This window comes from Pseudomonas saponiphila (genome assembly GCF_900105185.1).
Taxonomy (GTDB): Bacteria; Pseudomonadota; Gammaproteobacteria; order Pseudomonadales; family Pseudomonadaceae; genus Aquipseudomonas; species Aquipseudomonas saponiphila.
Genome location: NZ_FNTJ01000001.1, coordinates 3,929,731 through 3,952,622, shown reverse-complemented (window position 1 = coordinate 3,952,622; position 22,892 = coordinate 3,929,731). Strand labels below are relative to the sequence as shown.

Genomic DNA, 22,892 nt, shown 5'->3' with positions numbered 1-22,892 from the left:
ACGGATCAATGCCGGAGTTCGGGCATGCCTCGCTATGCCAGGCACCGAGTGGAGGGGCAGGAGCCTTTGGTGACTTGGGGCTTTTCAAAGTGACTCGCTGTAAGAGCTGAACCAGCAGCAGCCCCACCCGCAGTAACGAATATGTACACTTCACCCCCCAAAAAAAACAAACACCACAGGCTCCCTCCATGCCCGCCCTGAACTTCAAACAAATCGACGTCTTCAGCGCCACCCCTCTCAAGGGCAACCCCTTGGCCGTGGTGTTCGACGCCGACGATCTCAGCGCCGAGCGCATGGCCGCGTTCGCCACCTGGACCAACCTCAGCGAAACCACCTTCCTGCTCAAGCCCCGCGACCCTCGCGCCGACTACCGTCTGCGGATCTTCACCACCCTCCAGGAGCTACCCTTCGCCGGTCACCCGACCCTGGGCAGCTGCCACGCCTGGCTCGAAGCCGGTGGGGTGCCCCAGGGCGAGGAGATCATTCAGGAGTGTGAAGTCGGCCTGGTGCGCATTCGCCGTCAGGGCGATCAGTTGGCCTTTCTCGCGCCGCCGCTGCTCAAGTCCGGCCCGGTGGAGCCCGAGGTGCTGGAGCAGGTATGCCGTGGCCTGGGCCTGAACGCCGGGGACATCGTGCGGGCGCAGTGGGTCGACAATGGTGCCGGCTGGCTGGCGGTGATGCTCGCCGAGCGCCAGCAAGTGCTGGATCTGCAACCGGACTATCCGGCGCTGATCGGCCTGGCCGTCGGGGTGATCGCGCCTTGTGATCCGCAGCGTGATGACACCGACGCACAGTTCGAGGTGCGGGCCTTTATCGCCGGCGACGGCATGCCCGAGGACCCGGCCACCGGCAGCCTCAATGCCGGGATCGCCCAGTGGCTGCTGGGCGCCGGGCTGGCGCCGTCGCGCTACCGGGTCAGCCAGGGGCTGAGCATGGGCCGCGCCGGGGTCATCGATGTCGAGCAGGTGGGCGACGAGGTGTGGATTGGTGGCGCTGCCGTCACTTGTATTGAGGGCAAGCTGCTAGCGGCAAGTTGCTAGCTGCAAGTCCAGCACTTGCAGCTTGCAGCTTGCAGCTTGCAGCTGCTCCTCTGCATTGCGTCAGATGGTCGCAGGCCGTCAACTGCGGACCTGGGCCAACCCCATGAATCGCGGGCTGGGCGGCGATTATTACCGGTTTCGCAAGGCTTTCTTGAGTCCGGCGGGTTTGTACCTCGGCCGCTCTGGGCATAAGCTTTCAGCCTTTTTTCGTCATCGCTCGTGTTGTTTCGCGCTCAGCCTTAGGAAAAATCATGTCCAGCCAGTTCCCAGAAGCCCGTCCCCGTCGCCTGCGTCGCTCCGAACAACTGCGCAGTCTGTTCCAGGAAACCGAATTCACCCTCAACGATCTGGTGCTGCCGATTTTCGTCGAGGAGGAAATCGACGATTTCGTGCCGATCAAGAGCATGCCCGGGGTGATGCGTATTCCGGAATCCAGGCTGGCCGGGGAGATCGAGCGTTACGCCCGCGCCGGGATCAAGTCGGTGATGACCTTCGGTGTGTCTCACCATCTGGACTGCGACGGCAGCGATACCTGGAAGGAAAACGGCCTGGTGTCGCGCATGTCGCGCATCGCCAAGGACGCGGTGCCGGAGATGATCGTGATGTCCGACACCTGCTTCTGCGAATACACCGAGCACGGCCACTGCGGCGTGATGCACGGCCATGAAGTGGACAATGACCAGACCCTGGTCAACCTCGGCAAGCAGGCGGTGGCCGCGGCCCGTGCCGGCGCCGACGTGATCGCGCCCTCGGCGGCCATGGACGGTCAGGTCCAGGCCATCCGCCGGGCCCTGGATGCCGCCGGTTTCACCCAGACGCCGATCATGGCCTATTCCACCAAGTTCGCTTCGGCGCTCTACGGCCCGTTCCGCGAGGCCGGTGGCAGTGCGCTCAAGGGCGACCGCAAGAGCTACCAGATGAACCCGATGAACCGCCGCGAGGCGGTGCGCGAATCCCTGCTGGACGAGCAGGAAGGCGCCGACTCGCTGATGGTCAAGCCCGCCGGGGCCTACCTGGACATCATTCGCGATATCCGCGAGGCCTCGCGCCTGCCGGTGGCGGCGTATCAGGTCAGCGGTGAGTACGCGATGATCAAGTTCGGCGCCCAGGCCGGGGCCATCGACGAGCAGCGGGTGGTGCGCGAAAGCCTGGGTTCGATCAAGCGCGCCGGCGCCGATCTGATCTTCACCTACTTCGCCATGGACCTGGCCCTGGCCGGGATCTGATCCCGCACCTGCCCAAAGCGTCCCGCCATGAACGCCGCCCGGCGTTCGTGGCTCTTGCCAAGACTTCCGCCTCTACATGACAATGCGATTCATTATCAAATATGAATCCTTACTGTCATGCCCGCCGACGACTTATCCCTGCGCTGCGCCGTCACCGATCTGTATACCCATCACCATGGCTGGCTGCAGGGCTGGTTGCGCCAGCGCCTGGGCAATGGCTTCGATGCCGCCGACCTGGCCCAGGACACCTTCGTGCGGGTGCTCAAGGCCCGTAACGCGCAGGACATCCGCGAGCCGCGGCCCTACCTGTCGCGCATTGCCCGGGGCCTGTTGATCGATCTGTTTCGTCGTCGCTCCCTGGAGCAGGCCTACCTCGAAGCCCTGGCCCGGGTGCCCGAGGGCGAGCACCCGTCGCCGGAGGAACAGAGCGTGCTGTTCCAGGCGTTGATGGAAATCGACCGTCTGCTGGATGGCCTGGGGCCCAAGGTCAAGCAAGCCTTCCTGCTGTCGCAGTGCGATGGCCTGACCTACGAGCAGATCGCCGAGCGCCTGCAGATTTCCGTACGCAGTGTGAGCAACTACATGGCCAAGGCCATGGAGCATTGCTGCCTGATGCAGATGCGGATGCAGCTGTCATGAGTTTTGCCAGCCTGCAACTGAGCGTCGCCGAGCGCCAGGCCATCAGCGGCGCGGCGCGCTGGTATGCGCAGTTGCGCTCCGGCACAGCGAGCGAACAGGAGCAAGCGGCCTGGCGCGAGTGGCTGGCCGCCGACCCCCTGCATCGCCAGGCCTGGGAGCGCATGCAGCAACTGGGCGAGCAGATGTCGGCCCTGCCTGGTGGCCTGGCCGGCCCGACCTTGCGCGGGGCCGGGCGTTCGCGCCGCGAGCTGATGCGCAACCTGGTGGTGCTGGCCTCGGCCGGGTCCCTGGGCTGGCTGGGCTGGCGCAGCGACAGCGCCCAGCAACTGTTGGCGGACTATCGGACCCAGGTCGGCGAGCGCCGCGAAGTGCGCCTGGCGGACGGCAGCGCATTGCTGCTCAACACCGACACCTCGGTGAATGTCACTTTCGACGGTCAGCAGCGCCGGTTGCAGTTGCTCTGGGGCGAGATGCTGGTGAGCGCTGGCGTTGATGCGTTGCACAGGCCATTGCGGGTCATCTCGCGCCACGGTGAGGTCCAGGCCGAGGGCGCGCGTTTCGTGTTGCGCAGCGACGAACACGAGGATCGGGCGGCGGTGCTGGAGCAGGGCGTGCAGGTCAGCCTGGGCAACGGTAGCGTGCCGCGTCGAGTCGAGGCCGGCCAGCAACTGGCGTTCAGCGCTGCAGGCTTTGCTGCGCTGCGCTCCAACGATGCGTCGGTGGGCGCCTGGCGCCAGGGCAGCATCATCGCCCTCGACCGCCCCTTGGGGGACTTGCTGGCCGACCTGTCGCGCTACCGCCACGGAGTGCTGCAGTGCGATCCGCAGATCGCCGGGCTGAGGATTTCAGGGGCCTTTCCCATCGATGACACCGACCGCGCCCTGGCAGCGCTTGAGAGCGGTTTCTCGCTGCGTATCGAGCGCTACACGCGCTATTGGGTGCGGGTGTCCCAGCGCCGCGTCGGCTGAAACCAAGCGGTAAAAAATAATTATTCCGGTCTTTGCACTTTTGCCCGTTCTGATCCGGCTTATCCCCCAGTGGATTCATTTTCGTTAGCGGGGAAGGCCAAGCATGTCTGATGTTCACAAGTCGAAGTTGGCTCGGGCGATCAAGCTCGGGCTCTGCGGTGCACTGGCGGTCCATGGGGCGGCACTGCTGCCGTTGAGCGCAGTGGCGGCCAGCGAACAGAGCGCCGTGCGCCGCTTCGACATTGCCGCCGGCGATCTCACCGAGGTGCTGAGCCGTTACGCCAGCGCCGCCGGGGCGGCGATTTCCTTCGATGCGCGGCAGACCGCCGGCCTGCATTCGCCCGGGCTCAAGGGGGAATACGGGGTGCAGGAAGGCTTTGCGCGGATTCTCGCCGGCAGTGGCTGGCAGGCCGAAGCGCAGAGCAACGGCAGCTACGTGCTGCGCCCGCTGCCCCAGGGCAGCGGCGCCCTGGAGCTGGGCGTCACCCAGGTACAGGGCCAGGAACTGGGCGCCACCACCGAGTACTCCGGCTCCTACACCACCGGTGCGGTGACCATCGGCAAGGGCCAGCACTCGCTCAAGGAAACCCCGCAGTCGGTGACCGTGATCACCCGCAAGATGCTCGATGACCAGAATCTCAACACCATCGACCAAGTGATGGAGAAGACCCCGGGCATCACCCTTTACGACTCGCCCATGGGCGGCAAGTATTTCTACTCCCGGGGCTTTCGCATGACCGGCCAGTACCAGTACGACGGCGTGCCCCTGGACATGGGCAGCAGCTACGTACAGGCCGACAGCTTCAGCAGCGACATGGCCTTCTATGACCGGGTGGAGATCCTGCGTGGCGCTGCCGGCATGCTCAAGGGCGCGGGTGGCACTGCCGGCTCGGTGAATTTCGTGCGTAAGCGCGGCCAGGCCACGCCCCACACCGAACTGACGATGTCCGCCGGCAGCTGGGACAACTACCGGGCCCAGGTGGACACCGGCGGGCCGTTGAACGACGCCGGCACCCTTCGTGGCCGAGCGGTGGTGACCCAGCAGACCCGGCAGTATTTCTATGACCTGGGCGAGCGCAAGGACCAGGTCTACTACGGCGCCCTGGACTTCGACCTCAGCGACGCCACCACCCTGGGCCTGGGCATGGCCTATGAAGACGTCGACTCGCGCCCGTGCTGGGGCGGCCTGCCGCGCTACAGCGACGGCAGCGACCTCAAGCTCGGCCGTTCCACCTGCCTGAACACCGCCTGGAACAATTCGCGCAGCAAGCGCGCGACCTATTTCGCCGACCTGCGCCAGCAGCTCAACGACGACTGGGCGCTGAAGGTGGCTGGGGTCTACAGCCGCAATACCCAGGACATCGAGTACGCCTTCCCCAGTGGCTCGGTGCCGGTCGGTGCCAGCCGCTCCAGCACCCTGATGCTGGGCAGCATCTATGACTACGACCAGGTGGACTACGGTTTCGACGCCTATGTCGATGGGCGCTTCCAGGCCTTTGGCCAGGAGCACGAGCTGACCTTCGGTGCCAACGCCAGTCGCTCGATAAAGGACGACTTCTACGCCGTCGCGGTGTTGCCGCAACGGCAGAACGTGCTGGACCCGGATCACCACCTGCCCAAGCCCGATGCCAGCTACTACGAGGGCAACGCCTCCCGTGGCGGTCCATCCGATCTGCGGATCCAGCAGCAAGGGCTGTACTCCACCCTGCGCCTGAAACTGGCCGACCCGCTGACCCTGGTCATGGGCGGCCGGGTCAGCTGGTACAAGTCGCAGAACGATGCCGTGGCCTACTGGCGCGACACCCGCACCCCAAGCAGTGCCCGTTCCAAGGAAACCGGCGAGGTCACGCCGTTCGCCGGGGTGCTGTACGACCTCACTGACAACCTCACGGCCTACGCCAGCTACTCCAGCATCTTCACTCCCCAGGGCAGCTATCGGACCCTGGACGGTGCGTCCCTCAAGCCGCTGGTGGGCAAGAGCTATGAAGCGGGAATCAAGGGCGAGTGGTTCGATGGTCGCCTGAACAGCGCCTTGAGCCTGTTTCGCACGATCCAGGAGGATGCGCAGCAGGACGATCCGGCCTGCCCTGACAGCACCTGCTCGCTGAACTCGGGCAAGGTGCGGGCCCAGGGTTTTGAAGCCGAACTCAGCGGTGAGGTGATCGAGCGCCTGCAAGTGCTGGCCGGCTACACCTACACCCAGACCAAGACCCTGGAGGACGCCGACAGCAGCAAGAACGGCCAGTCGTTCAATTCCTACGTACCGAGGCACCTGCTGCGGGTGTGGGGCGACTACCAACTGGGCGGCGCCCTGGAGCGCTTCACCGTGGGGGCCGGGGTCAACGCGCAAAGCGACAATTACCGAGTCTCGCCCACCAGCGGCAAGCACATCAGCCAGGCCGGCTACGCGATCTGGAACGGGCGCATCGGCTATCGGCTCGACGACACCTGGTCCCTGGCGCTGAACGGCAACAACCTGCTGGACAAGCGCTACTACACCACCATCGGCACCGAAGGCTTCGGCAACTTCTACGGTGATCCACGCAACTTCACCCTGTCGGTCAAGGCCGACTTCTAAGGCCCCTGGCGGCGTGCGCCGAGCCCGGATCAGCGCGGTTTGTGGTTGGCCACGCCGTTCTGCGGGGAGATTTCGCGCTCGCGGAAATAGCGCTCCAGCACCCGCGGGTCGGCGGAGCGTTCGGCCAGCGCCACGTAGGTGTCCGGGCGCAGCAGGTACAGGGCGTTGCGCGCCAGCCCCGCGTGGGCGTGGGCCGAGCGCCAGTCGAAGATGCGCAACGGCACCCGGTGCTCGGCGCACCAGTCCTGTACCGCGTTGCTGGTGACGCCGTAGACATGCACCTGCCAGCCCAGGTGATCGAGGCTGTCGAAGTTGTCGTGCTCGCCGTCGCGGACCCAGGGCAGGCGATCGCCGCCGTGCACCGGGCCGGCGCCGCCGGCGCTCAGGGGCATGCCCCGGTAGTTGAGGGTGATCTGCGACACGGTGCGAAAGAGAAACTCCCGGGCACGGTCGAAGGCGGCGATCTTCGGCAGCAGCAGGGGGGCCAGGCGAGTCCGTGCCAGGTAGGCGACCGGGCCATCGGCGGTGGCAAAGCTGAACACCCGGTCGGTGGTGGCCACCAGGCGCCGGGCGAATTCCATGCGTTCGATCTCATAGCTGTCCAGCAGGCTTTCGGCGCTGCTGCCGCTGAGCACCGCCGCCAGTTTCCAGGCCAGGTTGATGGCGTCGCCGATCCCGGTGTTCATGCCCTGGCCGCCGGCCGGGCTGTGCACGTGGGCGGCATCCCCCAGCAGGAACACCCGGCCGCAGCGAAACTGCTCGGCCACCCGGTGATGCACCTTGTAGGTGGAGAACCAGTTGACCTGATTCACCTCGACCTTGAGCTGGCGCATGGCGCGCTGGCTGACGTCTTCGAAGCGCAGGTTTTCCGGGTGCTCGGCACGCTCGTCGCGCACCGTGCCGATCAGCCGCGCGCGGCCGCTGTGGGCCAGGGGAAACACCGCGAGAAAGTCGGCGTCGTCCAGGTCCACGTGCAACTGGCCGTCGATGCTTGGGCCGCTGGCCTCGACATCGGCGACATAGAACACCTGTTGATAGGTGCCACCGGGAAAGCCTGTGCCCAGGGTCTTGCGCACCGTGGAGCGGGCGCCGTCGCAGCCGGCCAGGTAGAAGGCCTGGCAGTGTTCCTCGCGGCCGTCGGGGCCGCGCAGGCGAGCGTTGATCAAGTGGCCGTGATCGGTGAAGGCCAGCAGTTCGGTGCCCCGTTCGACGCTGACCCCGAGCAGGGCCAGGCGCTCGATCAGCAATTGCTCGTGTTCGTCCTGGGGAAAGATCTGCAGGAACGGGTAGGGGGTCAGGTCCTCGCCGATGGCGTTGAACGGCAGTTGGGCCGCGCGCTCGCCGCGGACCCAGAGGTTGACCGCCGGCACGTGGTGGCCGCGTTCGACGATGGCCCGGGTCAGGTCCAGCTGGCGGTACAGCTCCAGGGTCCGGGCCTGCACTGCCAGGGCCCGGGAGGTGGTGCCCGGGCCCTGGGTCTTGTCGATGATCCGGACCTTGATCCCCTGCTGGCGTAGCCAGAGCGCCAGCACCAGACCGGTCGGGCCGGCGCCGATGATCAGTACGTCGCTGCAGTTCATGTGTTTGCCCTCGTCAGGAGATCAACGTCATGCATCTGGCTGCGGGCGGCGCCTGCCGCGGACTCAGCGCTGGGCGAAGGCCAGGTTCAGGCCGAGCCCGGCGAAGCTCGCGGCAAAGCTGCGGCGCAACCAGTTCTGCACCTTGGGCGACTCGATCACCGCGGTGCGGAACAGGTTGGCCAGCAGGCCATAGAGCACGAACACCAGGAAGGTCATGGCCATGAACACGCCGCTCAGGGTGACCATCTGCAGCAGCGGATCGGCGCCGTCGTGCCGGATGAACTGGGGCAGGAAGGCCAGGAAGAAGATCGTCAGCTTGGGATTGAGGATGTTCAGCAGGCAGGCCTTGAGCATCAGCGCGCCGGCGCCGCGGCTTACTGACTGGCTGTCTACGGCGAACGCCGAACGGTCGCGCCAGGTGGCGTAGGCCAGGTACAGCAGGTAGGCGACCCCGGCGAATTTCAGCCCCTGAAAGGCCAGGGCGCTGGTGTGCAGGATCGCCGACAGGCCCAGGGCCGAAGCCAGCAGGTGCGGGACGATCCCGGCGGTGCAGCCGATGGCGGTGAACAGGCTGGCGCGCTTGCCGGCCACCAGGGCGGTGGAAATGGTCAGGATCACGCCGCTGCCGGGAATCAGCACGACGATCAGGCTGGTGAGCAGAAAATCCAGGGTCAACATCCGGGTGTCACTCCATTGAGGGCGTGTGTCGGGCCAGGTCTGCCCGGGGCGACGCGTTGAGGCTCGGGGCCATCAACATACACCTGGCCACGCTGGCAATAGAAGGATTTTAGCCGGGAGCCGCAATTGAGCCTGGGAAGCTGCGAAAGGTCGGGCCGCGTTCGGTCCGCAGGGCCTTGCCTGGCAATCCGCCGCCGAACCTCAATCGGCCTTGAGAGCGTCGCATCCCTGCGACGAGTACCGCCCACAGCTTGCGCAGCCAGCGGCAGCAGCTTCAGGGGGGGACGGGAACAGCGTTGGTATTCCTTGGTCGAACGCCCCATGCCGCTGCTTTACTGATACGGCCCTCGTCCAGCCATCTTGCGGAGTCCCATGGTTTCCCACCGTCTTCTCAGCTGTTTCCTGGGCCTGTCGTTGCTGGCCGGTTGCGCCAGCCCGCGCGGCCCCCAGGCACCGACGCTGACCCCGGAGCAGACCCAGGCGCGGATCCTGCGCCTGCTGCCGGCCCAGGTCGGCGACCGCCAGGGCTGGGCCCGGGACATCCAGGTGGCCTTCAGCGCCCAGGGGCTGGAGCCGAGCCAGAGCAACCTGTGCGCGGTGCTGGCGGTGACCGAGCAGGAATCGACCTTCCAGGTCGACCCGACAGTGCCGGGCCTGGGGCGCATTGCCCGGGAGGAAATCGACCGTCGCGCGGCCAAGGTGCATGTGCCGGCGCTGCTGGTCAGCGCCGCCCTGCAAGTGCGCGACGCGCACGGCCAGTCCTACAGCCAGCGCCTGGCCAGGGCCCGAACCGAGAAGGAGCTGAGCGCAATCTTCGATGACTTCATCGGCATGGTGCCCCTGGGCCAGACCCTGTTCGGCCGTTTCAACCCGGTGCACACCGGCGGGCCGATGCAGGTCAGCATCGAGTTTGCCCAGCAGCATGCCCAGGGTTATCCCTACCCGGTGCAGGGCACGATTCGCCATGAAGTCTTCAGCCGCCGTGGTGGCCTGTACTTCGGCATCGCCCACCTGCTGGGCTACCCCGTGGACTACCCGCAACCGCTGTACCGCTTCGCCGACTTCAACGCCGGCTGGTACGCCAGTCGCAACGCCGCCTTCCAGGCCGCGGTCAGCCGCCTCAGCGGGATCAAATTGGCCCTGGATGGCGACCTGATCCGCTACGACTCGCTCTTGCCCGGCAGTACCGAGCTGGCGGTGCGCACCCTGGGCAAACAGCTGGGGCTGCGCAACCCGCAGATCCGCGAGCAGCTGGAAAAGGGCGACCGCGAGGACTTCCCACAGACCGAGCTGTACCGCCAGGTGTTTGCCCTGGCCGATCGCAGCGCCGGCCGGCCCGTGCCACGCCAGCAGTTGCCGGGCATCGAACTCAAGAGCCCGAAGATCACCCGCCAGCTGACCACCGCCTGGTTCGCCAAACGGGTGGACGAGCGCTACCAGCGCTGCCTGCAACGGCCGCTGTAACCCAAGGGCCTGCCGTAGGAGCTGGCTTGCCAGCGAAGGCGTCCGCCAGGGCGATGCAGGGCTTAAGGCCCTGTTCGCCGGTCGTGCGCTGAGGTGTTCCTGCCTGCCGTAGGAGCTGGCTTGCCAGCGAAGGCGTCCACCAGGGCGATGCAAGGCTTGCGGCCCTGTTCGCCGGCAAGCCGGCTCCTACGGTAAGTGCCTGGCTTGCCAGGCACTTGGGCCGCGTGGCAGGATGCGCCATGAATTTTTCCAGCCTCGACTCCCGCCTGCATCACCATCGACCTCAGCTTCGGGGCCGTGGTCGCGTGTGCGCGTCGAGCGGTCAGTCATCCAGACCCTGCGATCACTGACCAACGATGAAAAAACCAAGGCGCCCGACAAGGCGCCTTTTTTATTGCCAGTCAAAAACCAAGAGGAAATACCCATGACCATGCTCCGTGGCACTCGAATGATCACCGGTACACAAGCCGCCGCCCTGCGCACCCTGGAAGGACGCTTCCGGAGCTGGCTTCATCGCAGCGGGTGCTGAAGAAGTCATTGTCCCGGCGCTGTGGGGTCAGGACACCTTTATCGAAAAGGCCGGCGGCAGTGAAGTCATCGGCCAGATGTGGGCCTTCAACGACAAGGCCGGACGGCCCTGCTGCCTGATCCCGGAAGCCACCGCGCTGTTCCAGGAAACCGCCGGCGAGCTGCTGGCGGGGCGCGAACAGGCGGCGTTTTTCTATGTTGCCCGCTGCTATCGCTACGAGCGCCCGCAAGCCGGGCGCTACCGTGAGTTCACCCAGTTGGGCCTGGAGATATTGGGGTCAGAACCCTTGCAGGCGCTGGAGCGCGCGCGGGAACTGTGCGTTGGCTTTCTGGATGCTCTGGGCCTGGAGTACGAGCTCAACCTTGGGGTCAAGCGCGGCCTGACCTACTACCTCAATGGCGAGGGTTTCGAGGTGCGTTGCCCGCAGTTGGGCGCGCAACAGCAAGTGGTGGGTGCCGGCGCCTACCGTGAAGGTGCCGGCTTCGGCATTGGCCTGGAACGCCTGCAACTGGCGCTGCAACCCCAGCCGTAGGAGCTGGCTTGCCAGCGAAGGCGTCCGTCAGGGCGCTGCAGGATTCGCGGGCCTCTTCGCCGGCGAGCCGGCTCCTACGGGGCCTTACGCGGTGTGTGAGCTAACCGTAGGAGCTGGCTTGCCAGCGAAGGCGTCCACCAGGGCGATGCAAGGCTTGTGGTCCTGTTCGCCGGCAAGCCGGCTCCTACGGGGCCTTACGCGATGTGTGGGCTGACCGTAGGAGCTGGCTTGCCAGCGAAGGCGTCCACCAGGGCGATGCAAGGCTTGTGGTCCTGTTCGCCGGCAAGCCGGCTCCTACGGGGCCTTGCGCGATGTGTGGGCTAACCGTAGGAGCTGGCTTGCCAGCGAAGACGTCCGCCAGGGCGATGCAAGGCTTGCGGTCCTCTTCGCCGGCGAGCCGGCTCCTACGGCGGGTTCAGGGGCGGCGGCGGACGAACTTGCGCCACAGCCAGACCCACAGCAGCGCCAGGGGGAAGGCCAGGATCACAAAGGGCAGGGCCTGGCTGCCTTTCTCCAGGGCTGCGGCAGTGCCCTCGGCCAGGTTGTCCGGCAGGTTGCGCAGGGCGCGCTTGAGGCTTGAGCCGCGTTCTGCGCCGTCACTGGGCAGGAAGTTCAGGGTCAGGCGGTTGGTGTCCAGGCGGCGCTGGTGTCCGGCAGCCGCCTGGGCCAGGGCCTGCAGGTCGTTCTCGATGCCGGCCTGCTCCTTGCTCAGGGCGATCAGGTCGCTGACGCCGATGTCCTTGCGCGCCGCCAGTTCATCCAGGCGCTGCTGCTGGGCCTTGAGCCGCTGTTGCTGGCGTTGCACATCGGCCACGGCGTCGGCCAGGTCTTCGGCGCTGGTGACCCGCTCGCCCAGTTCGGCCCCTTGGGACGCCTGCTTGACGATGGGTTCGACACCGTCCGGGACGATTCGCAACACCACCCGAGCGCGGTACTTGCTCTGTTCCAGAAGCAGGATGTTGCAGGCGCCAAACTGGGCCTTTTCGCAGGATTCGCGGGTTTGTTCCAGGTGCGCGCCGATCTGTTCGGCGGGCAGGGACAGGGTCAGTTCGTGTTCGTAGGCCAGCAGGGCGCCAGCCTTGCCCTGGGCGCCGCCGAGGGCCACCGCGGAGTTGTTGTGATCACTGGGGGAACAGGCACTGAGGGCCAGGGCGCCGAAGAGGGCAAAGGCCAGTCGACGGGGGATGGCAGGGTGATCGTCCTGATGCTGCATGGAGGCTCCTTGAATACTGGAAACTGCGGCTAGGGCGCAGGCGCGCATCTTACCGCTGTTCCCAGGATCACCACGATCGCGGTGCAACTTATTTTCACCAATTTGCCTGGCTGATGCTCATAGGCGCCGTGGTCAATCAGGGCTACACCTGTCGCCCTGTGCAACCCTCGTTACCCAGCGGTTCAAGGAGAACCTCATGAGCGAATCGGACATTCCCCCGGGCTTCAGTCCGTTGCCCCGCAGCAGCCCGCTGCTGGAGTTGATCGGCCCGGTCTATGGTCGCGGCAGTGGCCGCGAACTGTGCCTCGGCCTGCGCGCCGACACCCGCCACGCCAACGGCCGGGGCACGGTGCATGGCGGCATCATCGCCACCCTGGCGGACATTGGCATGGGCTACGCCATGGCGTTTTCCAGCGAGCCGCCGTTGCCGCTGATCACCGCCAGCATGACCCTCGACTACCTGGGGGCGGTGCAGGTCGGGGAGTGGATCGAGGTGCGCCTGGAGCATGCCAAGCGCGGCCGGCAGATGGCCTTTGCCACGGTGCTGCTGCGGGTCGGCGAGCGTGAAGTGGCGCGGGCCAGCGGGGTATTCGCAGTGCCGGCGCCGCGGGATTAGTCGCCGGGGTTGATCTGTTTCCAGTCCAGGCCGAAGCGCGCCAGGTACTTGCGCAGGCGGTCGGCGTCGTTGGGGTTGGCCTTGCCCAGGCGCGACACCCCAAACAACCGGCGCCCGGCATCCGACAGGCTGTCGGCGCGGCGGCATTCGGCAATCACCGCCTTGAGTTGCAGGCGGTCGAACAGGTCCATCTCCACATCCTCGCCCAACAGTTGCTGCAGTTCATCCTCGGCATTCTCCAGGCCCCAGGCATGGCGCAGGCGCTGGATTTCCTCTTCGACCTGGGCCTGGTCGATGCGCCCGCTGTCGGCCAGGGTGGCCATGCGGGTGATGGACGCCGACAGCTCGCGGAAGTTGCCCAGCCAGGCCGCTTCGCTGGAGCTGGCGAAGGCCAGGTAGCGGCGCCGCGCCTCCAGGTTGAAACGCACCAGTTGCCCTTGCTCCCGGGCATGGCGTTCCAGCTCGAAATCGATGTTCGGCTCGATGTCTTCGCGGCGTCCCGCCAGTCCCGGCAGGTTGAAGGTCCAGAGGTTGACTCGCGCATACAGGTCTTCGCGGAACAGGCCCTGGGCCACCCGGCCGCGCAGGTCGCGGTGGGTGCCGGCGATGATCAGGAAGTCGCTCTGCACCTCCTGGTCCGCGCCCATGGGGAAGAAGCGCTTCTCTTCGATGGCCTTGAGCAGCATCGCTTGTTCATCCAGCCCCAGTTCGCCGATCTCGTCGAGAAACAGCATGCCGCCGTCCGCCGCCCGCAGCAGGCCGTCGCGGGCATTCTGGGCGCCGGTGAAGGCGCCCTTGATATGCCCGAACAGCGCCGACATGGCGCCGTCGCCACGCAGGGTGGCGCAGTTGACCTCGACAAAGCGCCCCTGCACCTGGTGCCGGCCGCGCTTGAGTTCATAGATGCGTCGGGCCAGGAACGACTTGCCGGCACCGGTGGGGCCGATCAGCAGCATCGGTGCCCGGGAGCGCACGGCCACCCGTTCGATCTGCTCGATGGAGCGGTTGAACGCCGGGTTGCGGGTGGCGATCCCGGACTTGAGGAAGGCCAGGCCTTCCAGGCGCTTGTGGGCAAAGCGCGAGGCGATGCGGTCGTAGCGCGACAGGTCGAGGTCGATCAGCGCGTGGGTGCCGGTGGCCTGCCCGCCGGGGTCGCGGCGCCGGGCCGGCGAGGTCTGGATCAGCCGGGCAGGGAGGTAGCGCGCCTCGGTCAGCAGGAACCAGCAGATCTGTGCGACGTGGGTGCCGGTGGTGATGTGCACCAGGTAGTCCTCGCGTTCGGTGTCGAACGGGTAGGCGCTGGTGAAGTCGTGCAGGGCGGCGTACACCTCCTCGAAGTCCCAAGGGTTGTTCAGGCCCATGGGGTGCAGGCGCACTTCGGTTTCCGGCGACACCTGGCGCACGTCGTTGGCCACCCGCTCGGCCAGGCTGACATCCCGGGCGTCCAGGCCGTGGATCAGTTCCAGGCGGTTGATCAGCACATCCTGCTGCTGGCACAGGCCGACCGTGGGCCGCCAATGGCTCCAGCGATTGGCGCCCTTGCCGACGCGATCGAGGGTGGAGCCGATAAAGCCGATGGCGACCGTAGGTTTGCTCGACATGTTTATACCTGAAGATAAAAAGCGATAGGCAAAGATATAAAATTTTCGTGACGTTTGTCTTGTTGAATGGCCGATGAAAAATTGGATAAAAATAAAAACGTTATAAATCAATAAGTTAAAAAATAATTTGCTGAAAAATCAAAACCTGGCACAGCGGCTGCAATGTATCTGGCAACGAACGAGACAACAGAGCGAGACGCCAAGATGGCCAACTTCCAGCTGTTCAACACCCAACAGGCAAAAGCGCCAGCGAGCACCACCCTGAACGCTTCCAAGGCCGGGGCTTATGCCTACAACGCCAAGCATCGCCTGGCCCAGCTGGCGGTCACCGGTTGCCTGAACTCGACCTTCTACACCTCGCCTGAAGGCCAGCTGGAGGCGGTGCTGCAACTGGTGAGCGAGCTGGACAGCCGCTTCGTCGCCCGGGCCGCCCGTTACGCTCGCCAGCAAGGCCATATGAAGGACATGCCGGCGCTGCTGCTGGCGGCGCTGACCGCGCAACGTTCGGCCCTGGTGCCGGAGCTGTTCGCCCAGGTGGTGGACAACGGCAAGATGCTGCGCAACTTCGTGCAGATCCTGCGCAGCGGCGTGACCGGGCGCAAATCCCTGGGGTCGCAGCCCAAGCGCCTGGTACAGAACTGGTTGAACACGGCCAGCGAGCGTCAGCTGTTGCAGGCATCGATCGGCAGCAAGCCGTCCCTGGCGGACGTGGTGAAGATGGTTCACCCCAAGCCCAGCGAGGCCTGGCGCGAAGCCTTCTTTGCCTGGGTGATCGGCAAGCCGGTGGATGTGCAGGCGCTGCCCGGGCTGACCCGCGACCTGCTGGCGTTTCGCAGCGGGGCGACACAGGAAGTGCCGCAGGTGCCGTTCCAGTTGCTCGGCAACGAAACACTGAGCGCCGAACAATGGGCCGCGCAGGCCCGCAACATGGGCTGGCAGGGGCTGCGCATGAACCTCAACACCCTGGCGCGCCACGGCGCGTTCCAGGTGCCGGGTTGCACCGAGTACGTGGCGGCGCGATTGGCGGATGCCACCGAGGTGGCCAAGGCCCGGGTCTATCCGTACCAGTTGCTGGCGGCCTACCGTATGGCCGGCGAGGAGGTGCCGCAAGCGGTCCGCGAGGCGCTGCAGGATGCCCTGGAGCTGTCCCTGGCCAACGTGCCGGCACTGGCGGGCAACGTGGTGGTCTGCCCGGATGTCTCGGGTTCGATGCACAGCCCGGTCACCGGCTACCGCCAGGGCGCCACCACCGCGGTGCGCTGCATCGATGTGGCGGCACTGGTGGCAGCGGCGGTGTTGCGCAAGCAGCCGGCGGCGCGGGTCATGCCGTTCGAGCGGGGTGTGGTGAACATTCACCTGAACCCGCGGGACAGCGTGATGAGCAATGCGCAGAAGCTGGCCAACATCGGCGGAGGCGGGACCAACTGCTCGGCGCCCCTGGCGCAACTGGCCAACGCCAAGAGCCGCGTGGACACCCTGATCCTGATCTCGGACAACGAGTCGTGGATCGATGCGCGGCGTCACGGGGCCACGGAAACCATGCGCCAGTGGGAGCGGATCCGGGCCATCAACCCGCAGGCGAAGCTGGTGTGCATCGACATGCAGCCGGGGGCCACGACCCAGGCGCCGGACCGCGAGGATATCCTCAACGTCGGCGGCTTCAGTGACGCGGTGTTCGATGTGATCGAGCAGTTCACCCGCGGCACCTACGGTGCGCAGCACTGGGTCAAGGCGATCGAGGCCATGGCGCCCTGATCGACAGAACATGGAGGTACACCGTGCGCCGGCCAGCCGGCGCACAGCGAAGATTTTTTGCTCATTGGCCCTGAATGCCGCTGTGACTACATCCCAAGGCGTCTCAGCAACTCTTGTCAGGGCCGGTGACGGCACGAATGCCAGTGGCTGTACATCCTGGTTAAGCCGGTTCGAATCCGGCCATCAGTCACTAATTTTGTCGTGCCACCTTTTTTGCAGTTTTTGCGACGAATGCTGGTGGAACTACATCCCAGGTTCGAGATGCGGGTTCGATTCCCGCCGGTGCTGGAAAACGGCGCCGTGGTTCAATGGACAGAACACGAACGCACTGTTTCATCGACCCTTGTCGTCGCATCTTTTTCCCCGCCTCGGCGGGATGGCAGCGAATGCCACGGGTACTACATGTTGTCGCGGGTTCGAGCCCCGCCAGCCGCAAGGCTGTAGCTCAGTCGGTAGAGCAAATGTGCCTGTTCCCTTGTCGCTGCCCGCAGGCCCGGCCTGCACCGAACACCGCAACTCCGTAGGAGCTGGCTTGCCAGCGAAGAGGCCCCTGAGATCGTCTTCTGCGCCCCGGCTCCTGCACACCCTATTGAACAAGGCCGAATCAGCGGCCACAGGAAAAAGAGTCAACGACATGGAACAAAAAACCTACCAACTGCTGGAAGTCGCCAACGGCAAGCCGATCAAGATGTGGACCCAGGGCGTGCCGGTGGAAAACGAAGCCCGCCAGCAATTGATGAACACCGCGAAGATGCCGTTCATCTTCAAGCACCTGGCGGTGATGCCCGACGTGCACCTGGGTAAGGGATCGACCATCGGTAGCGTGATCCCCACGGTGGGCGCGATCATTCCGGCCGCGGTCGGGGTGGATATCGGTTGCGGAATGATCGCCGCCCGTACCTCGCTGACCGCCGCCGACCTGCCGGATAACCTGGCCGGATTGCGCAGCGCCATCGAAGCGGCAGTGCCCCACGGTCGTACCTCGCCCCGTAGCGGTCGCGATAAGGGTGCCTGGGGTGACGTACCGAATCAGGCCGACCAGGCGTGGGCGGCGTTGCATCCGCGCTTCAAGGCGATCACCGATAAGTACCCGGCCCTGGCCAACAGCAACAACCGCAAGCACCTGGGAACCCTCGGTGGCGGTAACCACTTCATCGAGGTCTGCCTGGATGAGGCCAACCGGGTCTGGTTCATGCTCCACAGCGGTTCCCGCGGCGTCGGTAACGCCATCGGCAACCTGTTCATTCACCTGGCCCAGGCCGATATGCGTCAACATATCGCCAACCTGCCGGACCGCGACCTGGCCTACTTCGAGGAAGGCAGCCAGCACTTCGACGATTACGTGGAAGCCGTGGCCTGGGCCCAGGATTTTGCCCGGCAGAACCGCGAACTGATGATGCAACTGGTGATCCAGGCCACGCGCCAGGTGATCCGCAAGCCCTTCGAAGTGGCGCTGGAGGCAGTCAACTGCCACCACAACTACGTGCAGAAGGAGCGCCACTTCGGTGAAGAGGTGCTGGTGACCCGCAAGGGCGCGGTGTCGGCTAAGAAGGGCGAGCTGGGGATCATCCCGGGGTCGATGGGGGCCAAGAGCTTCATCGTTCGCGGGCTGGGTAACGAGGAGGCGTTCTGCTCCTGCAGCCACGGTGCCGGGCGTACCATGAGCCGCACCAAGGCCAAGAACACCTTCACCCTGGCCGACCAGATCCGCGCGACCGCCCATGTGGAGTGCCGCAAGGATGAAGCGGTGATCGATGAAATCCCGATGGCCTACAAGGACATCGACCAAGTGATGCACGCCCAGCGCGAGCTGGTGGAAGTGCTGCACACCCTGCGTCAGGTGGTGTGCGTAAAGGGGTAGAACAATGGACGACATGGACGCCTTGATAGCGGCCCCGCCCGGCTGGCATTACCAGTTGAGCGACTACGAAGCCCGCCGCGTGCGGGAGGTGCTGGAGGAATTGGACCGGCACAGTGCCTGGCTGGAACTGAGCCGCTTCGGCAACGGTTTCGTGCGTCAGGCGGCGGTGCGCCACCTGGCCGCGCAGCCTTCGGCCGAGGCCCTGGCGGTGTTCCTGGAGCGGCTCAACGACTGGGTGCCCCAGGTGCGCCAGGAGGCCGCCGCGGCGCTGGAGGGCTATCTGGCGCCAGAGCGCGCCGGGCTGCTGTTGCAGAGCCTGACGCCGCTGCTGGCCCTGGTCGGCAAGCAGCGCGCCGACCACGGCGCGACCCTGCAGCGGGCGCGTTCGGTGCTGCAGTTGGCCCAGGTACGCGAAGAAGTTGAAGAGGCATTTGCCGGTTGCCGGGGCAAGGCCGCGCGCTTTGTCTTCGAGCTGTTGCTCGAAGAGGCGCCGGAGCGGGCGGCGTTGCTGGCCCGGGCGCTGCGCCACCGGGAGGTCAGCGTGCGGCAGATGGCGGTGGATGCCTGCGCTCAATTGCCGGCCACGCAGGCCGTGCCTTTGCTGGAGGAGGTGATGCACAGTTGCGGCGCCAGTGTGCGGGTCAGGGCTCTGCGCTTGTTGCTGCCATTGCTGGACGATCCTCGCGAGTATCTGAGTCAGTCCCTGCTGGACCCTTCGGGGGCCTTGCGTTGCCTGGCCCACTGGGCTGCGCCCCGTCACGGGCTGGACCCGCGTGAGGTGTTGCGGCAACGGCTGCAACAGCCGGCACCACGCAACAAGCGCAGTTGGCTGGGCCTGCTGGGGCTCATCAAGGAGCTGCAGGAACCCATGGCCGACGCCATGGTGCGGCAGGCCCTGGCCTCGCCGGCGCCGAGTGTGCGCCTGCTGGCCCTGCAGACCCTGGGTGAACGTGGCATGGCCGAGCAACTGGCGGCCCTGGACGACCCCTCGGACAAGGTCTTCAACTGCGCCCTGGGCCTGTTGCACGAACAACCCTGGGCGGTGTTCGACGAGACCCTGGAGCAGCGTCTGGACCAGCACTGGCACGATCTGCCGAAGGCGCGGAGCTGGGCCCTGCTGGCCCTCAAGCCGGGCTGGCGCCAGCTGGAGTACCTGCTGTGGCGCCTGGGGCAGGGCGGCAGCGAGGCCGACTATTGGCGCGAAACCCTGGCGCACTGGTGCGATGGCCGCTACGGGATGTTCGACCCGGTCACCCCCAAGCCCCTGCGTGAAGCCATGGTGCAGCGCTTGCAGGCCATGGAAGCGGCAGGGGAACTGCCCGCCGGTTCGGTCAAACGGCTGTTGTGAAGAAAGGAGAACCGACATGCTGAGCCCCTTTGAAGATGAGCGCAGCCGGGCGCTGCGCCAACAGTTGCAAGCGGCGTTTTGCGTGTTCGATTTTGTGCGGCTGACGGTGGAACCGGGTGTGGCAGTGGATCAAGCCGTGCATCGCCAGGGCTTGCAGCACCTCTACCAATACCTGATGGCCGAACGCCGCGAGGGCCTGGAAAAACTGCGCCAGGACCCGCGTTACGCCGACGTTGGCGTAACGCCTATGCGCTGGGAGCAGGAGCGGGCGGTGCCCGAGCCGCTCAGCCCGTTGCAGGTTCGGCAGATGGTCCGCGAAGACCTGGAGCAGGAGGGGCCCCTGGCCTTGTACCGGGCTTTTTGCCAGCCGCCGTATGGGCTGCGTTTCCCTGGCGGGGCCGAGCAGGCCCGGCAAGCGTACGGCCAATGGCTGGACCTGCTGGGGCTCGATCCCGAGCAGCAGCCCCACGTGATCAACTGGGTGGGCAACCTGGAGGTGGATTATCAGGCCCCGGCCATGGGGCCGCACCTGCTGCCCTGGAGTGAGTATTTCGACGAAGGCCTGGAGTGGTGGGGCGTCTGGTGCCTGACGGTGTGGAACCCCGTGCGCCGGACCCTGAGTATGCTGGCTGCCAGCAGTACGGATTGAACAAGGAGCAGGATCATGGAACACCTCGAACGCCATCCCCTGAGCAGCGCCATGCGCGAACGGGTACTGGAAGAATTGGCGCGCATCGAGCGGGAACGCAACGTCAAGGTGCTGTATGCCTGCGAATCCGGCAGTCGGGCCTGGGGCTTTGCCTCCACCGACAGTGACTACGACGTGCGTTTCGTCTACGTGGAAAAGCCCGAGTGGTTCATCCAGGTGGATGCCGGGCGCGACGTGATCGAGCGGCCCCTGGACGACGAGCTGGACATCAGCGGCTGGGAACTGCGCAAGACCCTCGGGCTGTTGCGCAAGTCCAACCCGACCCTGCTGGAATGGCTGGACTCGCCCCTGGTGTATCGCAGTGAACCGGCCGCCGCCGCGCGCCTGCGCGAACTGGCAGAGGCGTTCTACAGCCCGCCGGCGGCGCGCAACCATTATCTGTCGATGGCTCGAAAGACCTTTATGGCCCATCTGCAGGACGAGACGTTGCGCTTCAAGAAGTATTTTTATGCATTGCGGCCGCTGTTGGCGGTGCGCTGGATAGATCAGGGGCGCGGCCGTCCACCGATGACCTTTGCCGATCTGTTGACCACGGTCGAGCATCGGCCATTGCTCGATGAAGTCGAGGCGCTGCTGGCGCGCAAGCGCAATGCCGATGAGGCTGCTAGTGGGCCACGACTACCGGCACTGCACGCTTTTATCGCCGCCGAGCTGGAGCGCCCCGTGCCCAAGCTGGCGCGCACCCATGAAGACAACGCGTTGCTGGACGCCTACCTGCGGGAAACGGTCCGGCACTACGCCTGAGGAATGTGATGAAACAGGATGTAATCGAACTGGACGGCGCCATCGGCGGCGGCCAGGTACTGCGCAGCGCCTTGAGCCTGTCGATGCTCAGCGGCAAGACCCTGCGTATCCATAATATTCGTGCCCGGCGCAGCCGCCCGGGGCTGCTGCGCCAGCACCTGACCGCGGTGCAGGCGGCGGCCCAGGTGTGTGGCGCCAAGACCTCCGGAGTCGAGCTCGGCTCCCAGGCCCTGACCTTCGAGCCGGGGCCGATCCGTGGCGGCGACTACCGCTTCGCCATTGGCACCGCCGGCAGCTGCACCCTGGTGCTGCAGACCCTGCTGCCGGCGTTGCTCCGGGCTCCGCAGCCCAGCCGCGTGAGCATCAGTGGCGGCACCCACAATCCCCTGGCGCCGCCGGTGGATTTCCTTCAGCAGGCCTGGCTGCCGCTGCTGCGGCGCATGGGCGGGCAGGTGGAGCTGCAACTGCTGCGCCACGGGTTTGTCCCGGCCGGTGGCGGCGAGCTGGAGGCTTTTGTCCAACCTTCGGTGTTGCAGCCCCTGCACCTTGAGGAGCGTGGCGCACTGCAGGGAAGTCGGGCCTGGGCCATGAGCGCGGGCCTGCCCGAGCATGTGGCGGAGCGCGAGTTGCGTCGAGTGCACAATCGCCTGGAACTGCTTCGGGAGCACCTCACCCCGGTGCAGCTGGATGAACAATACGGTCCGGGCAATGTGCTGCTGCTGGAGTTCGCCTGCGAGCACCTGACCGAGCTGTTCTGCGGCTTCGGCCAGAACAGCCTGCGGGCGGAAAAGGTCGCCGACCTTGCCATCGATCAGGCCCGCGACTGGCTGGATTCCGGTGCGGCGGTGGCTGAGCACCTGGCCGATCAACTGCTGCTGCCCATGGCCCTGGCCGGTGGCGGCAGCTTCACCACGCCGTGCATGACCGAGCACCTGGAGAGCAATATCCGAGTGATCGAAGCCTTCCTGCCGGTGCGGATCGAAGCGCGATCGTTGAGCGAGCAAGTGTTGCGGGTGGAATGCCACACCCTTGGGTGAAATTGCTAGAGCGCCCGGGTCATCAAGGAGGTTGTTGCCATGTATCACTTGTATGGAAGCCTGGGCACCGGCTCGGCCATCGTCGAGATCGCCCTGAAGTATTGCCAGCTGACCTATCGCAGCATCGAGGCCGCACCCTGGCACGACAGCAGCGGGCGCGAAGCCCTGGCGCGGCTCAATCCGCTATTGCAGATTCCCACCCTGCAACTGCCCGATGGCAGCATCCTCACCGAAAGCGCAGCGATCCTGATCCACCTGGGCCTGGAGTTTCCCGACTCCGGGCTGCTGCCTGAGTCGCCTTCGGCCCGAGCCCAGGTGATCCGTGGCCTGGTGTACATCGCCGCCAACTGCTATTCGGCCATCGGCATCCTCGATTACCCGGAGCGCTGGATCAGTGACCCCGACGAGCCGCTCAAGGCTCGCGTGCGCGCCGCCGCGGCTGAGCGCCTGTATCGCAGCTGGGGGCTGTTTGCCGAGCAATTCGCCCCGCAGCCGTTTCTTTGCGGCGCTGCGCCGGGCGCCCTGGACATCCAGGCCGCGGTGGTGTCGCGCTGGTCCGGTGCGCGAGAGCACCTGCGCGACAGCCATCCTGATTTTCTCGCCCTGCTGCAACGCATCGACGACGAGCCGCGGATCGCCGCCGTCTTGGTCCGCCACTGGCCCCCCACCTCCCATGGGGGAGAGCGGTAGGCAAAGAGGTGAATCAGCGGTTGAGTTTGCTGGGGCGAAACTGGCAGTCTGCGCGCCCGTTTCAATGTCGGTTTTCTCTCAGGG

At 65.8% G+C, this 22,892-nt stretch carries 19 protein-coding genes; 15 read left to right on the top strand and 4 right to left on the bottom strand.

Features of this window, described 5'->3' with window-relative positions:
- The first annotated feature begins 188 nt into the window (after positions 1-188).
- The 5 genes from BLV47_RS18330 (at position 189) to BLV47_RS18310 (ending at position 6,451) form a co-directional block, all read left to right on the top strand.
- A complete protein-coding gene (locus tag BLV47_RS18330; RefSeq protein WP_092315882.1) occupies positions 189-1,040 on the top strand; it encodes a PhzF family phenazine biosynthesis protein in 852 nt (283 codons plus the stop codon).
- Positions 1,041-1,291: 251 nt separating this feature from the next.
- The gene (hemB, locus tag BLV47_RS18325; RefSeq protein ID WP_092315880.1) at positions 1,292-2,266 is read left to right on the top strand and encodes a porphobilinogen synthase; all 975 of its coding nucleotides are present in this window, start codon (positions 1,292-1,294) and stop codon (positions 2,264-2,266) included.
- Positions 2,267-2,383: 117 nt separating this feature from the next.
- Positions 2,384-2,905: a sigma-70 family RNA polymerase sigma factor gene (locus BLV47_RS18320; protein WP_060838618.1), complete on the top strand. Its 522-nt coding sequence runs from the start codon at positions 2,384-2,386 to the stop codon at positions 2,903-2,905.
- Positions 2,902-3,873, top strand: a complete 972-nt coding sequence (locus tag BLV47_RS18315; RefSeq protein WP_092315878.1) for a FecR domain-containing protein — start codon at positions 2,902-2,904, stop codon at positions 3,871-3,873. The genes BLV47_RS18320 and BLV47_RS18315 overlap by 4 nt, the downstream gene beginning before the upstream one ends.
- Before the next feature lie 103 nt (positions 3,874-3,976).
- Positions 3,977-6,451 (top strand): TonB-dependent siderophore receptor, encoded by a 2,475-nt coding sequence (locus tag BLV47_RS18310; RefSeq protein WP_092315876.1) that lies wholly within the window; start codon positions 3,977-3,979, stop codon positions 6,449-6,451.
- Positions 6,452-6,480: 29 nt separating this feature from the next.
- On the opposite strand, the gene BLV47_RS18305 is transcribed toward BLV47_RS18310, so the two are convergent.
- Positions 6,481-8,031 carry an FAD-dependent oxidoreductase gene (locus BLV47_RS18305; protein WP_092315874.1) on the bottom strand — a complete coding sequence of 517 codons (1,551 nt, stop codon included), beginning with the start codon at positions 8,029-8,031 and terminating at the stop codon, positions 6,481-6,483.
- Positions 8,032-8,094: 63 nt separating this feature from the next.
- On the bottom strand, positions 8,095-8,709 hold the full coding sequence (locus BLV47_RS18300) for a LysE family translocator (RefSeq protein ID WP_092315872.1): 615 nt from the start codon (positions 8,707-8,709) through the stop codon (positions 8,095-8,097).
- Positions 8,710-9,081: 372 nt separating this feature from the next.
- Here BLV47_RS18300 and BLV47_RS18295 point away from each other — a divergent pair, with 372 nt between their 5' ends.
- Both BLV47_RS18295 and BLV47_RS18290 read left to right on the top strand, forming a co-directional pair.
- A complete protein-coding gene (locus tag BLV47_RS18295; RefSeq protein WP_092315870.1) occupies positions 9,082-10,173 on the top strand; it encodes a DUF1615 domain-containing protein in 1,092 nt (363 codons plus the stop codon).
- Between the two features lie 512 nt (positions 10,174-10,685).
- Positions 10,686-11,234: an ATP phosphoribosyltransferase regulatory subunit gene (locus BLV47_RS18290; RefSeq protein WP_092315868.1), complete on the top strand. Its 549-nt coding sequence runs from the start codon at positions 10,686-10,688 to the stop codon at positions 11,232-11,234.
- A gap of 415 nt (positions 11,235-11,649) precedes the next feature.
- Here the strand turns inward: BLV47_RS18290 and BLV47_RS18285 are convergent, their stop codons facing one another.
- Entirely contained in the window at positions 11,650-12,447 is a 798-nt protein-coding gene (locus tag BLV47_RS18285) for a DUF4349 domain-containing protein (protein ID WP_092315866.1), read from the bottom strand.
- Positions 12,448-12,643: 196 nt separating this feature from the next.
- On the opposite strand from BLV47_RS18285, the gene BLV47_RS18280 reads away from it, so the two are divergent.
- Entirely contained in the window at positions 12,644-13,063 is a 420-nt protein-coding gene (locus BLV47_RS18280) for a PaaI family thioesterase (protein ID WP_092315864.1), read from the top strand.
- Here BLV47_RS18280 and rtcR read toward each other — a convergent pair.
- Positions 13,060-14,664 carry an RNA repair transcriptional activator RtcR gene (gene rtcR / locus BLV47_RS18275; protein WP_092315862.1) on the bottom strand — a complete coding sequence of 535 codons (1,605 nt, stop codon included), beginning with the start codon at positions 14,662-14,664 and terminating at the stop codon, positions 13,060-13,062. The two genes, BLV47_RS18280 and rtcR, sit on opposite strands and share 4 nt — an antisense overlap.
- A gap of 204 nt (positions 14,665-14,868) precedes the next feature.
- Here rtcR and BLV47_RS18270 point away from each other — a divergent pair, with 204 nt between their 5' ends.
- The 7 genes from BLV47_RS18270 (at position 14,869) to BLV47_RS18240 (ending at position 22,808) form a co-directional block, all read left to right on the top strand.
- Positions 14,869-16,419 (top strand): vWA domain-containing protein, encoded by a 1,551-nt coding sequence (locus BLV47_RS18270; RefSeq protein ID WP_092315860.1) that lies wholly within the window; start codon positions 14,869-14,871, stop codon positions 16,417-16,419.
- 634 nt (positions 16,420-17,053) lie between these two features.
- Complete coding sequence (locus BLV47_RS18265) at positions 17,054-18,280, top strand: RtcB family protein (RefSeq protein ID WP_092315858.1); 1,227 nt, start codon at positions 17,054-17,056, stop codon at positions 18,278-18,280.
- Between the two features lie 4 nt (positions 18,281-18,284).
- Positions 18,285-19,628 (top strand): HEAT repeat domain-containing protein, encoded by a 1,344-nt coding sequence (locus BLV47_RS18260; protein ID WP_092315856.1) that lies wholly within the window; start codon positions 18,285-18,287, stop codon positions 19,626-19,628.
- A 16-nt stretch (positions 19,629-19,644) separates the two neighbouring features.
- On the top strand, positions 19,645-20,277 hold the full coding sequence (locus BLV47_RS18255) for a hypothetical protein (protein ID WP_092315854.1): 633 nt from the start codon (positions 19,645-19,647) through the stop codon (positions 20,275-20,277).
- Positions 20,278-20,292: 15 nt separating this feature from the next.
- Positions 20,293-21,081 carry a nucleotidyltransferase domain-containing protein gene (locus BLV47_RS18250; RefSeq protein ID WP_092315852.1) on the top strand — a complete coding sequence of 263 codons (789 nt, stop codon included), beginning with the start codon at positions 20,293-20,295 and terminating at the stop codon, positions 21,079-21,081.
- An 8-nt stretch (positions 21,082-21,089) separates the two neighbouring features.
- Entirely contained in the window at positions 21,090-22,118 is a 1,029-nt protein-coding gene (rtcA, locus tag BLV47_RS18245; protein ID WP_092315850.1) for an RNA 3'-terminal phosphate cyclase, read from the top strand.
- A 39-nt stretch (positions 22,119-22,157) separates the two neighbouring features.
- Entirely contained in the window at positions 22,158-22,808 is a 651-nt protein-coding gene (locus BLV47_RS18240; RefSeq protein WP_092315848.1) for a glutathione S-transferase family protein, read from the top strand.
- Positions 22,809-22,892: the final 84 nt, after the last annotated feature.

Coding starts and splice junctions, on each gene's coding strand:
- BLV47_RS18305 (WP_092315874.1), bottom strand. CDS start 8,031: ATGAACTGCAGCGACGTACTGATCATCGGCGCCGGCCCGACCGGTCTG.
- BLV47_RS18315 (WP_092315878.1), top strand. CDS start 2,902: ATGAGTTTTGCCAGCCTGCAACTGAGCGTCGCCGAGCGCCAGGCCATC.
- BLV47_RS18310 (WP_092315876.1), top strand. CDS start 3,977: ATGTCTGATGTTCACAAGTCGAAGTTGGCTCGGGCGATCAAGCTCGGG.
- BLV47_RS18255 (WP_092315854.1), top strand. CDS start 19,645: ATGCTGAGCCCCTTTGAAGATGAGCGCAGCCGGGCGCTGCGCCAACAG.
- BLV47_RS18265 (WP_092315858.1), top strand. CDS start 17,054: ATGGAACAAAAAACCTACCAACTGCTGGAAGTCGCCAACGGCAAGCCG.
- BLV47_RS18300 (WP_092315872.1), bottom strand. CDS start 8,709: ATGTTGACCCTGGATTTTCTGCTCACCAGCCTGATCGTCGTGCTGATT.
- rtcR (WP_092315862.1), bottom strand. CDS start 14,664: ATGTCGAGCAAACCTACGGTCGCCATCGGCTTTATCGGCTCCACCCTC.
- BLV47_RS18260 (WP_092315856.1), top strand. CDS start 18,285: ATGGACGACATGGACGCCTTGATAGCGGCCCCGCCCGGCTGGCATTAC.
- BLV47_RS18320 (WP_060838618.1), top strand. CDS start 2,384: ATGCCCGCCGACGACTTATCCCTGCGCTGCGCCGTCACCGATCTGTAT.
- BLV47_RS18250 (WP_092315852.1), top strand. CDS start 20,293: ATGGAACACCTCGAACGCCATCCCCTGAGCAGCGCCATGCGCGAACGG.
- BLV47_RS18330 (WP_092315882.1), top strand. CDS start 189: ATGCCCGCCCTGAACTTCAAACAAATCGACGTCTTCAGCGCCACCCCT.
- hemB (WP_092315880.1), top strand. CDS start 1,292: ATGTCCAGCCAGTTCCCAGAAGCCCGTCCCCGTCGCCTGCGTCGCTCC.
- rtcA (WP_092315850.1), top strand. CDS start 21,090: ATGAAACAGGATGTAATCGAACTGGACGGCGCCATCGGCGGCGGCCAG.
- BLV47_RS18285 (WP_092315866.1), bottom strand. CDS start 12,447: ATGCAGCATCAGGACGATCACCCTGCCATCCCCCGTCGACTGGCCTTT.
- BLV47_RS18240 (WP_092315848.1), top strand. CDS start 22,158: ATGTATCACTTGTATGGAAGCCTGGGCACCGGCTCGGCCATCGTCGAG.
- BLV47_RS18280 (WP_092315864.1), top strand. CDS start 12,644: ATGAGCGAATCGGACATTCCCCCGGGCTTCAGTCCGTTGCCCCGCAGC.
- BLV47_RS18270 (WP_092315860.1), top strand. CDS start 14,869: ATGGCCAACTTCCAGCTGTTCAACACCCAACAGGCAAAAGCGCCAGCG.
- BLV47_RS18295 (WP_092315870.1), top strand. CDS start 9,082: ATGGTTTCCCACCGTCTTCTCAGCTGTTTCCTGGGCCTGTCGTTGCTG.